This window comes from Micromonospora sp. NPDC049366, from assembly GCF_044466625.1.
In the GTDB taxonomy this organism is placed as follows: Bacteria; Actinomycetota; Actinomycetes; order Mycobacteriales; family Micromonosporaceae; genus Micromonospora.
In genome coordinates, this window is the sequence record NZ_JBITMV010000003.1 from 293,632 (window position 1) to 303,148 (window position 9,517).

Annotated in this window: 11 protein-coding genes; 5 read left to right on the plus strand and 6 right to left on the minus strand. The window is 74.5% G+C overall.

Features of this window, described 5'->3' with window-relative positions; translation table 11 throughout:
• Positions 1 to 74: 74 nt before the first annotated feature.
• Positions 75 to 827 carry an HAD family hydrolase gene (locus ACIBTV_RS07365; RefSeq protein WP_396703151.1) on the plus strand — a complete coding sequence of 251 codons (753 nt, stop codon included), beginning with the start codon at positions 75 to 77 and terminating at the stop codon, positions 825 to 827.
• Positions 824 to 3,196 carry a glycoside hydrolase family 65 protein gene (locus ACIBTV_RS07370; RefSeq protein WP_396703152.1) on the plus strand — a complete coding sequence of 791 codons (2,373 nt, stop codon included), beginning with the start codon at positions 824 to 826 and terminating at the stop codon, positions 3,194 to 3,196. Before ACIBTV_RS07365 ends, ACIBTV_RS07370 begins: the two co-directional genes overlap by 4 nt.
• Positions 3,197 to 3,260: 64 nt before the next feature.
• Here ACIBTV_RS07370 and ACIBTV_RS07375 read toward each other — a convergent pair whose 3' ends face one another.
• The gene (locus ACIBTV_RS07375; protein WP_396703153.1) at positions 3,261 to 3,464 is read right to left on the minus strand and encodes a hypothetical protein; all 204 of its coding nucleotides are present in this window, start codon (positions 3,462 to 3,464) and stop codon (positions 3,261 to 3,263) included.
• A 245-nt stretch (positions 3,465 to 3,709) separates the two neighbouring features.
• Between ACIBTV_RS07375 and ACIBTV_RS07380 the strand changes: the two genes are divergently transcribed.
• From ACIBTV_RS07380 to ACIBTV_RS07390, 3 genes are all read left to right on the plus strand, one after another.
• On the plus strand, positions 3,710 to 4,363 hold the full coding sequence (locus ACIBTV_RS07380) for a dienelactone hydrolase family protein (protein ID WP_396703154.1): 654 nt from the start codon (positions 3,710 to 3,712) through the stop codon (positions 4,361 to 4,363).
• A gap of 74 nt (positions 4,364 to 4,437) precedes the next feature.
• Positions 4,438 to 4,620, plus strand: coding sequence for an antitoxin (locus ACIBTV_RS07385; protein WP_396703155.1), 183 nt, complete (start codon positions 4,438 to 4,440; stop codon positions 4,618 to 4,620).
• Between the two features lie 217 nt (positions 4,621 to 4,837).
• Entirely contained in the window at positions 4,838 to 6,145 is a 1,308-nt protein-coding gene (locus ACIBTV_RS07390; RefSeq protein ID WP_396703156.1) for an aromatic acid exporter family protein, read from the plus strand.
• 10 nt (positions 6,146 to 6,155) lie between these two features.
• On the opposite strand, the gene ACIBTV_RS07395 is transcribed toward ACIBTV_RS07390, so the two are convergent.
• The 5 genes from ACIBTV_RS07395 to ACIBTV_RS07415 form a co-directional block, all read right to left on the minus strand.
• Positions 6,156 to 6,818 carry a C39 family peptidase gene (locus ACIBTV_RS07395; protein ID WP_396703157.1) on the minus strand — a complete coding sequence of 221 codons (663 nt, stop codon included), beginning with the start codon at positions 6,816 to 6,818 and terminating at the stop codon, positions 6,156 to 6,158.
• 228 nt (positions 6,819 to 7,046) lie between these two features.
• Positions 7,047 to 7,448 (minus strand): pyridoxamine 5'-phosphate oxidase family protein, encoded by a 402-nt coding sequence (locus ACIBTV_RS07400; RefSeq protein ID WP_396703158.1) that lies wholly within the window; start codon positions 7,446 to 7,448, stop codon positions 7,047 to 7,049.
• A gap of 27 nt (positions 7,449 to 7,475) precedes the next feature.
• The gene (locus ACIBTV_RS07405; protein WP_396703159.1) at positions 7,476 to 7,817 is read right to left on the minus strand and encodes a hypothetical protein; all 342 of its coding nucleotides are present in this window, start codon (positions 7,815 to 7,817) and stop codon (positions 7,476 to 7,478) included.
• A 78-nt stretch (positions 7,818 to 7,895) separates the two neighbouring features.
• Positions 7,896 to 8,696, minus strand: coding sequence for a hypothetical protein (locus ACIBTV_RS07410; RefSeq protein WP_396703232.1), 801 nt, complete (start codon positions 8,694 to 8,696; stop codon positions 7,896 to 7,898).
• A gap of 199 nt (positions 8,697 to 8,895) precedes the next feature.
• Positions 8,896 to 9,264, minus strand: a complete 369-nt coding sequence (locus ACIBTV_RS07415) for a hypothetical protein (RefSeq protein WP_396703160.1) — start codon at positions 9,262 to 9,264, stop codon at positions 8,896 to 8,898.
• Positions 9,265 to 9,517 lie beyond the last annotated feature (253 nt).

Below are 9,517 nucleotides of genomic sequence, written 5' to 3' on the forward strand. Positions count from 1 at the left end.
GCCCGCTGCGCCCGGTTCGGCCCGGGCGGGCGGAAAAGGGTTTGTCGGCCCGATCGGGTGGATAGATTCGAACCGTGCTGGGCCTACCTGCTCACGTGACCGCCTGCCTCTTCGACCTGGACGGCGTGCTGACGCAGACCGCCCGCGTGCACAACGCCGCGTGGACGGAGACGTTCGACGCGTACCTGCGGCAGCGTGCCGCGGCCACCGGCGAGGCCTACCGGCCGTTCGACCCCGGCCCGGACTACAACCGCTACGTCGACGGGCGGCCCCGCGCCGACGGGGTCCGCACGTTCCTCGCCTCCCGGGGGATCGTGCTGCCCGAGGGGCACCCGGAGGACCCGCCGGACGCGGAGACGGTGAACGGCATCGGCAACCGCAAGAACGTGCTGCTGCTGGAGCGCCTGCGCACCCAGGGCGTCGACGTCTATCCCGGCTCGGTGACGTACCTGAAGGCGGTCGCCGCCGCCGGGCTGCGCCGCGCGGTGGTGACGGCGAGCGCCAACGGCCGGGAGGTCGTCGCCGCCGCCGGGCTGGAGTCGCTGCTGGAGGTCCGGGTCGACGGCCTGGTCGCCCGCGCCGACCAGCTGCGCGGCAAGCCCTACCCGGACACCTTCCTGACCGGCGCGCGGTTGCTCGGCGTCGACCCGGCCCAGGCGGCGGTCTTCGAGGACGCGCTCTCCGGGGTCGAGGCCGGCCGGGCCGGGCGCTTCGGCTACGTGGTCGGGGTCGACCGGGTGGGCCAGGCGGACGAGCTGCTCGCCCACGGCGCCGACGTGGTGGTCACCGACCTCGCCGACCTGCTCGACGAGGGGCGCAACGCATGATCAGGGAACGGGCCTATCCGGTCGAGCCGTGGCACGTACGGGAGATCCGGCTGGACACCGACGTGCTGGCGCAGTCCGAGTCCGTCTTCGCCCTCTCCAACGGGCACGTCGGTCTGCGCGGCAACCTGGACGAGGGTGAGCCGCACGGCCTGCCGGGCACCTACCTGAACTCCTTCTACGAGCTGCGCCCGCTGCCCTACGCCGAGGCCGGGTACGGCTTCCCCGAATCCGGCCAGACCATCGTCAACGTGACCAACGGCAAGCTGATCCGCCTCATGGTCGACGACGAGCCGCTGGACGTCCGCTACGGCGAGCTGCTCTCCCACGAGCGGATCCTCGACATGCGCGCGGGCACCCTGCACCGGGAGCTGCACTGGCGTTCGCCGGCCGGCCGGGAGGTCAAGGTCCGCAGCACCCGACTGGTCTCCTTCACCCAGCGCGCGGTCGCGGCGATCAACTACGAGGTGGAGGCGGTCGACGGCCCGCTGCGGCTGATCGTCCAGTCGGAGCTGGTGGCCAACGAGTCGCTGCCGGCGCAGAGCCGCGACCCGCGCGTGGCGGCGGTGCTCGAATCGCCGCTGCAGGCTGAGGAGGAGCTGACCACCGACGACGGTGGGCTGCTGATCCACCGGACGAAGGTCTCCGGCCTGCGGGTGGCCGCCGCCATGGACCACGAGGTGCACGGGCCGGAGCACATCACCGTCGAGTCGGAGGGCTACGAGGACTGGGTCCGCACCACCGTCGGCTGCGTCCTCAAGCCGGGCGAGAAGCTACGGGTGATCAAATACCTGACGTACGGCTGGTCCAGCCGCCGCTCCCTGCCGGCCCTGCGGGACCAGGTCGGCGCGGCGCTCGCCGCCGCCCGGCTCGACGGCTGGGACGGCCTCATCCGGGAGCAGCGCGGCTACCTCGACGAGTTCTGGGACGCGGCCGACGTGCGGGTCGAGGGCGACCCGGAGGTCCAGCAGGCGGTCCGCTTCGGGCTGTTCCACGTGCTCCAGGCCGGCGCCCGCGCCGAACGCCGGCCGATCTCCGCGAAGGGCCTGACCGGGCCGGGATACGACGGGCACGCGTTCTGGGACACCGAGATGTTCGTGCTGCCGGTGCTCACGTACACCCAGCCGGACGCGGTGCGCAACGCGCTCTACTGGCGGCACGCCACCCTGGAGCAGGCCCGGGAGCGGGCCGAGACGCTCAACCTGGAGGGCGCGGCGTTCCCGTGGCGGACGATCGAGGGCCCCGAGTCGTCCGGCTACTGGCCGGCCGGCACGGCGGCGTTCCACATCGCGGCGGACGTCGCCGACGCGCTGCGCCGCTACATCCTCGCCACCGGCGACGAGCAACTGGAGCGGGAGATCGGGCTGGAGTTGCTGGTCGAGACGGCCCGGCTGTGGCGATCGCTCGGCCATCACGACCGGCACGGCGTCTTCCACATCGACGGGGTGACCGGGCCGGACGAGTACACGGCGGTCAAGAACGACAACATCTACACCAACCTCATGGCCCAGCGGAACCTGCTCACCGCCGCCGAGGTGGTGGGACGCTACCGCGACGAGGCGCTCCACCTCGGCGTCACCGACGAGGAGGCGGCGGGCTGGCGGGACGCCGCGATGTCCATGTCCGTCCCGTACGACGAGGAGGTGGACGTCCACCAGCAGGTGGAGGGGTTCACCCGGCTCCAGGATTGGGACTTCCTGCACACCCCTCCGGAGAAGTACCCGCTGCTGCTGCACTACCCGTACTTCGACCTGTATCGCAAGCAGGTCGTCAAGCAGGCCGACCTGGTGCTCGCCATGCACTGGCGGGGCGACGCGTTCACCGACGCGGAGAAGCTGCGCAACTTCCTCTACTACGAGCGCCGCACCGTACGCGACTCCTCGCTGTCGGCCTGCACCCAGGCGGTGCTCGCCTGCGAGGTCGGCCACCCGGAGCTGGGGCACAGCTACCTGCGCGAGGCCGCGCTCATGGACCTGCACGACCTGAACGAGAACACCCGCGACGGGGTGCACATGGCCTCCCTGGCCGGCGCCTGGATCGCGCTGGTCGCCGGGTTCGGTGGCCTGCGGGACCACGACGGGACGCTGTCGTTCTCGCCCCGGCTGTCCAGCCGGCTCAGCCGCCTGGAGTTCTCAATCCAGTGGCGTGGCCGGCGGCTGCGGGTGGACGTCCGGCCGCACCAGACGACGTACGCGCTGCGCCACGCCGACCAGGACGACGTGGTGGAGCTGCGGCACCACGGCGAGACGATCCGGGTCACCTGCGACGAGCCGGTGACCGTGCCGGTGCCACCCGCGCACCCCTCCGGGCCGGCACCGGAGCAGCCACCGGGGCGGGGCCCGCTGCTCAGGTTGCCGCAGAGCGAGCAGTGACCGTGGCCCGCTGACGTACGCGGCCGGGGCGGGAGGTCCCGGCCCCGGCCGTTGGACGCGTCACTCAGGTGAAGCGCTCACCGGTCGACGGGTGACCCGTCGCGTCCTTCGGTGCCACCGCCCGGGGATCGTCGGCGGTACGCGCGTGCGCGGCGTTGTCCGCCCAGTCCTTGTTGCGCTCGGCCGACCGGAGCCGACCCTCCTCCTCGGACCTCTGCTGCTGCCGGGATGCCTGCTGCTGCCGGGACGTCTGCCGCTGCTGGGCCATGGTGATCCTCGCGATCCGTTCGGGGCGCCGGAGGCGCCGACACGGTCTGCGGTCCCTCGTCGGCTACCCGACCCGCCCATCGACAAACGCCCGGCCCGTGCCGCCCCGCCGCTCCGACGCCCGCCGCTCGGCTTCGACCCACCGCCGGCTCGGCGCCGGTCCGGACGGCGCACGCGTGACGGTGCCCGGGTGGGGTAACCGACGCCCGGCCGGCAACCGGGCCGGCCGGTTGGGAGGCCACGGAGATGGACGTGCGGACGAGCGAGGTGACCATCCCGGTCGGTCAGGTGCGGCTCGTGGCCGATCTGGTCCTCCCCGCCGATCCGGTCGGAGTGGTGCTGTTCGCGCACGGCAGCGGCAGTTCCCGGCACAGCCCACGCAACACGGCGGTCGCCCAGGTGCTCAACGGGCGGGCCCTCGGCACCGTACTGGTGGACCTGCTCACCCCGGCCGAGGACGTGCTCGACTCCCGCACCGCCGAACTCCGGTTCGACATTCCCTTCCTCGCCGACCGGCTGGCCGGCATCGTCGACTGGCTGAGGGCCGAGCCGGCCACCCGCCAGCTCGCGATCGGCCTCTTCGGTGCCAGCACCGGTGCCGCCGCGGCCCTGGTCAGCGCGTCGGCCCGGCCCGATGAGGTGCGCGCCGTGGTGTCCCGGGGAGGTCGGCCGGACCTGGCCGGTGCGGCGCTCGCCGCCGTACGCGCGCCGACGCTGCTGCTGGTCGGCGGTCTGGACAAGCAGGTGATCACGCTCAACGAGCAGGCGCGCGACGCGCTGCCCGGGCAGGTCGAGCTGCGCGTGGTGCCCGGGGCGACCCACCTCTTCGAGGAGCCCGGCACCCTGGAGCAGGTCGCCGACGACGCCACCGACTGGTTCGCCCGTCACCTCGCCGCCTGATCGGCGAGCAGGGCGTGTTTGTGGTCTCCGGCCGGCGGGAACGCCCCCTGTTCAGCCGGATCGAGGAGGACGCCGTGAGCGACTTCATGGACAAGGCAAAGGACTTCGCCAACAAGCACGACAAGCAGGTCGACCAGGCGGTGCGGAAGGCGGGCGACATGGCCAACCGACGCACCGGTGGGAAGTACAAGGACCAGATCGACAAGGGCGTCGACCGCGCGCAGACGCGTACCGGCGAGGGCGACCAGGTGCGCTGACGGCCGGGACCTCCCGGGCCACCGCACGCCGGTGGCCCGGGAGTTCTGCTGCCCGGGCCCCGCCCGGCTCGGCGCGCACGGCGGTGGCGTCGTCCCCGTCGTGCCCGAGCATGAGCCGCGCGGTGCGGGCGACGATTCACCGGCCGGGGGCGGGGTAACCGCCGCCATGGCCGACGACCGTCCCGCCGCCGCGCCCGTGCGGTCACCGTTCGGCGCGATGACCGAGCGTGGCGGTGCGCGCATGGCGCTGGCCCGGCACCGGGGCGGCGAGGCAGGCAAGGTACGGCTGCGCCAACTGGAGATCACCCTCGTGATCGCGGTGCAGTCGGGACTGGCCGCGGCACTCGCCGCGCTGCTCGCCCAGCACCTGCTCGGGCCGGGCGCCCATGTCTTCGCCCCCGCCGCCGCCGTGGCCACCATCGCCACCGCCATCGGCCAGCGGGCCCGGCGTACCTTCGAACTGCTCGCCGGGGTCGGGCTCGGCATCGTCATCGGTGACCTGCTGCGCTTCGCCCTGGGAAACGGGCCCTGGCAGACCGGCCTGGTGGTCGCACTCGCGATCGCCACCGCGCTGCTGGTAGCAGGCCGGGGTGGGGCGTTGGTCGGCCAGGCGGGCGGCACGGCCGTGCTGATCTCCACGCTCGCCCCGATGGACCGCGGGCTGGAGGTGCCCCGGATTCTCGACGCGATCGTCGGCAGCGGAATCGGCCTGCTGGTCGTGGCGCTGCTGGTCCCGGTGAACCCGATCCGGGTGCTGGACCGGGCCGCCGCACCGATCTTCGAGATCGTCACCAACCAGCTGGAGGAGATAGCGGCCGCACTGCGGGCGCGGGACGCCCAGCGGGCGATCTCGGCGCTGGAACGGCTGCGCGGGCTGGAGGCGGACATCGGCCGGTTGAACGAGGCGCTCAGCGGCGCCGAGGAGGTGGTCACGCTGGCGCCGGCGCGCTGGCACCGCCGGGCGCAGTTCCACCGGTACGCGCGCGGCGTAACCCATCTGGAGCGGTTCGCGCTCGGCGTCCGGTTGCTGGCCCGCTGGTCGTCCACCGCCATCCAGTACGGCGAACCCGTTCCCGACGAGCTGCCCGCCGCCATGAGCCGGCTCGGTGCGGCGGTCCGGGCGCTGCACATCGACTGCCGGAAGGACACGCGGTTCAACGAGACGAAGGCCATCACGCTGGAGGCGGCCGATCTCGCCGGCCGCGCGTGGGGGCACGGCCTGCGGGCGTTCGGCGACGCCCTGGTCACCGATCTGCGGGCCGCGTCCAGCGACCTGATCCGGGCCACCGGGTCTGAGGCGGACGAGGCCAACCGGATGGTGCGAACGGCGGCCGGCGCGGGTGAGGCGGCGATCCGTCCGCCCGTGCACCGCCGGCTCCACCGGGCAGGCCTACGGAACCTCTCCGCCGACGGAACCGGGCGGGAGCGCCGCGCGGCGCTGCGGGCGACCGCACGCCGCCGGGCCGACCGGGCCCGTAACGGCAGACGGGCCGGGCTTCCCCGGAGAGGAAGCCCGGCCCGCTGAGGCGTTCACGTCAGGCGGAGTAGCCGCGCTCGGCGATCCAGTTGGCGACCTTGGCGACGGGCATCCAGTACTCGCCGTTGGCCGGGTTGGCCGGGTCGGCGATCTGGATGGTGTCCCCGCCGTCGCGGTAGCCGATCAGCGTCACGTAGTGGCCGCCCTCGTACGAGTGCGGGTTGCCGTCGGTGTCCACGGCGGTGCCCTTGATGTTGGCCACCACCGGGCGACCGGCGTCCACCGCGTTCAGCACGTCGGTGCGCAGCTGCGCGATCTGCTCCGGCTTGGCCACCGAGTCACGGATCTCGGTGGTCTTGTACCGACCGCCGGTCAGCTCGTTGAGCACCCGGGTGGTGTCCAGGGCCGACGGGGTGCCGGCCTCGGTGGTCCCGAGCAGCGCGGCGACGTCGTCCTGCGAGAGCATCTTGCCCTGCGCCGAGAGCGCCATCCGGGTCGCGGCCGGACCGCAGTAGAAGAAGTTCGGCTGCGCCTGGTAGTCGACGCCCAGGCTGTGTTCGGCCCGCGGGTCGTGCTTGGCGCCCTTGTCGGTCTGGGTGGCCGGCGTCGGGCCGGCCTGGGCGGGGGCGGCCTGCGCGGCCACCGTCGGGCCCAGCACGCATCCGCCGGCGACCAGCAGGCCGGCGACGGAGAGACCGCTCTTGTGCAGGATCGGGTTCATGGGTCGGGCTCCATTCGGGGGGTCGGCGCCTCCGGCGGAGGCGCGGTGCACCAGGAAAGGCGCTCGGCTCATCCAGCGAACGACCCCGCGAACGCTGCTGCGTCACGGGGCGTACCGGGGATGTAACGGCCCCGCTGCCGCCGGCATTCCACCGCCCGGCGGCCGGATCCTGGCCCGCACCTCGCCGTGGCTCCCGAATGGGACGGCCCGCTCAGGCGGCGTGGGACCTCACAGGCTGCCCAGCAGCCGGGTGACCCTGATCTCGATGACGACCCGGTCCGGGTTGGGGCGCGGGGTGCGGTAGCGCTCCGCGTACCGGCGCTCCGCCTCGGCCACGGCGGGCCGGTCGGACCGGACCACCGCCCGGCCCTCGATGGTGAGCCAGTGCCGTCCGTCGACCTGGCAGACGGCCACCGGTGCGCCCGCGGGCCCGGCTGCCGCCACCTGGCGGGCCTTGCGGGAGGCGCCGGAGGTGATGACGCGGGCCAGCCCGGCGTCCGGGTCGAGGGTCACCCCGACGGGCACCACGTGCGGGGTGCCGTCGGGCCGCAGCGTGGTGAGGGTCGCCAGCCGCCGTTCCCGGCAGAACTCCACGACCCGTTCGTCACGTACGTCCCAGTTGCCCGGCATGGCGTCCTCCGTCGTCCGTCCGCCGGATCATGGCACGGGCCGGCGGGTGCGACCGGCGCCGGGCGGGGCGTCCGGCTGGCCGGGGAGCCGCCGGATGGCCGCGCGGTGCCGGTGAGCGAGCCGGGTGAGATAGATCAACGCGCCGGCCAGGACACCCATGTCGTCGAGGTAGATCGGGTCGGGCAGCAGGTCGACCGGGAAGATCGTGTAGATCAGGGCGCCGTAGAAGGCCACCTTGCCGCCGGCGCCCAGCGAGGTGAGCAGGCGACGGGTGCGGACCACCCGCACCGCCAGCAGCACGGCACCGATGAGCGTCGCCACCACCACGACGCCGCCGAGCACGACGAGGATCCACGCCTCCCGGGACATGGGGTCACGCTAACCCAGCCGGACGACCGCGGCCCGGCACCGGGCCGCCCGGTCGGGTACGCGAGCACGGCCGCCCGGTCAGTGTGCGAGCACGGCCGCCCGGCCCCGCGCCACCACCGCGTTCTCCCGCGTCGGCTGCTCCACCGGGCGGGCGATCTCACCCAGCGGCAGCACCTCCGACGACTCCTCGCCCCGACGGCCGGTCGCGGCGAACGCCTCCTCCCGCAGGCTGCGCGCCGACGCCACGGCCAGCTCGGCGGACCGCCAGGCGGCCTGCTCCCGCTCCCGGGCAGCCTGCTGGCGGGCGAACAGGTTGTCTCGCACCGCCCGCCGGAGGAACAGCTCCTGCTCCACCGGGTGCCGCCGGGGATCCCAGCCGGCACGGTGCGCGAAGACGTCACTGAGCTGCTCCACCGACAGCTCCCGCCGCCAGTACGCGTCCAGCGCGGCGCGGTGCAGGTACCGCTCGCGCTCGGCGTACTCGGCCGGGCTGCGGCCGCTGGTCGGCAGCGGCATCGCCGCGGCGGCGGCCAACCGGCGTACGTCCGCCTCGGCCGCCTCGTACGCCTGCCAGGCCGACTCGGCCTCGTCCTGGGCCGCCAGCCACTCCGTCCGGCGGCGCTGGGCGGTGGCGGTGGCCCGCTCCGCGGCGACCGCCACCTCCTGCGCGTAGCGGGTCCGTTCCCGCTCCTCCTCGGCGAGCTCGAGCTGGCTCGGCATGGCGGCGTGCCTGATCCGGGCGGCGGCGTCGCTGGCGAGCCGCCCCGGTCGCAGCAGCAGGGCGGCGACGGTGACGATCACGACGGCCAGCAGGCTCAGCCAGATCACGGCGGCCCGGGGCACATCGGGCAGGACGGCGGAGAGGACGGTCTGCATCATCTGCACCTCGCGGTCAGGGTGTCGGGAGTGGACGACAGGGGCCCCGGCCGGTGCGGCGTGCTGATCGGTGCGGGCCGACACCGGGACCGGTGCCGACACTCACCGCGTGTGGACGCGCGAACGCGGGCCGTGAGCGGGCGGGTTGCGGACGGACGGTCCGGTGCGGCCGACGCGGGTCGGCTCTGGGATGACCGCCGGATCAGGCCGGCGGCGGGCCACGTCGGCCCGTGGCGCTCCGCCCCGGATCGGGGGCGTGCGCGGCACCCGAGGCGTCGACCACGGCGCCGGACGGGGCGCCGGCGAGGCGCCGGATCGGGAGCGTGGGGGTGGCGGTCTCGGCCGAGTGCGCGACGGCCGTCGCGGCCTCCGGCCGCAGCGCGTCGGCGTGGCTGGTCGCGGCGTTCGGCGCCAGCTCGGCGACCGGGGTCGGCGACGGTGCGCCCGGCACCGTGGCGGCACCGGCGAGGCCGACGGCCAGCGCCAGCGCGGTCACCGCCAGGCGGGTCACCTCGCGCACGGAACGCAGCGTCGCCCGCCAGACGGGCGGGACGGACGCTACGGACAGCACGCACCTAACCTATCGCCCAGTCTGCGAGGTTGCAGCGGCGCGGACCGCATCGTGAACGTGACCAGGACCACACCATGCACTGTGGACCGAGGTGGCATCGGCGCCCGGCCGGAGCTGCGATCGGGAGCGCGAACCGGGGGGGGGGGGGGGCGCCCCCGCCGGGGGGGGGGGGGGGGGGGGGGCCCCGCCCGGCGGGGGGGGGGGGGGGGGGGGGGGGGGGGGGGGGGGGGGGGGGGGGGGCCCCCCCCCCCGT

Bases quoted from the DNA above. Each gene is read 5' to 3' on its own strand.
- ACIBTV_RS07390 (WP_396703156.1), top strand. From the start codon at position 4,838: ATGACCGAGCGTGGCGGTGCGCGCATGGCGCTGGCCCGGCACCGGGGC.
- ACIBTV_RS07370 (WP_396703152.1), top strand. From the start codon at position 824: ATGATCAGGGAACGGGCCTATCCGGTCGAGCCGTGGCACGTACGGGAG.
- ACIBTV_RS07395 (WP_396703157.1), bottom strand. From the start codon at position 6,818: ATGAACCCGATCCTGCACAAGAGCGGTCTCTCCGTCGCCGGCCTGCTG.
- ACIBTV_RS07380 (WP_396703154.1), top strand. From the start codon at position 3,710: ATGGACGTGCGGACGAGCGAGGTGACCATCCCGGTCGGTCAGGTGCGG.
- ACIBTV_RS07400 (WP_396703158.1), bottom strand. From the start codon at position 7,448: ATGCCGGGCAACTGGGACGTACGTGACGAACGGGTCGTGGAGTTCTGC.
- ACIBTV_RS07405 (WP_396703159.1), bottom strand. From the start codon at position 7,817: ATGTCCCGGGAGGCGTGGATCCTCGTCGTGCTCGGCGGCGTCGTGGTG.
- ACIBTV_RS07410 (WP_396703232.1), bottom strand. From the start codon at position 8,696: ATGATGCAGACCGTCCTCTCCGCCGTCCTGCCCGATGTGCCCCGGGCC.
- ACIBTV_RS07375 (WP_396703153.1), bottom strand. From the start codon at position 3,464: ATGGCCCAGCAGCGGCAGACGTCCCGGCAGCAGCAGGCATCCCGGCAG.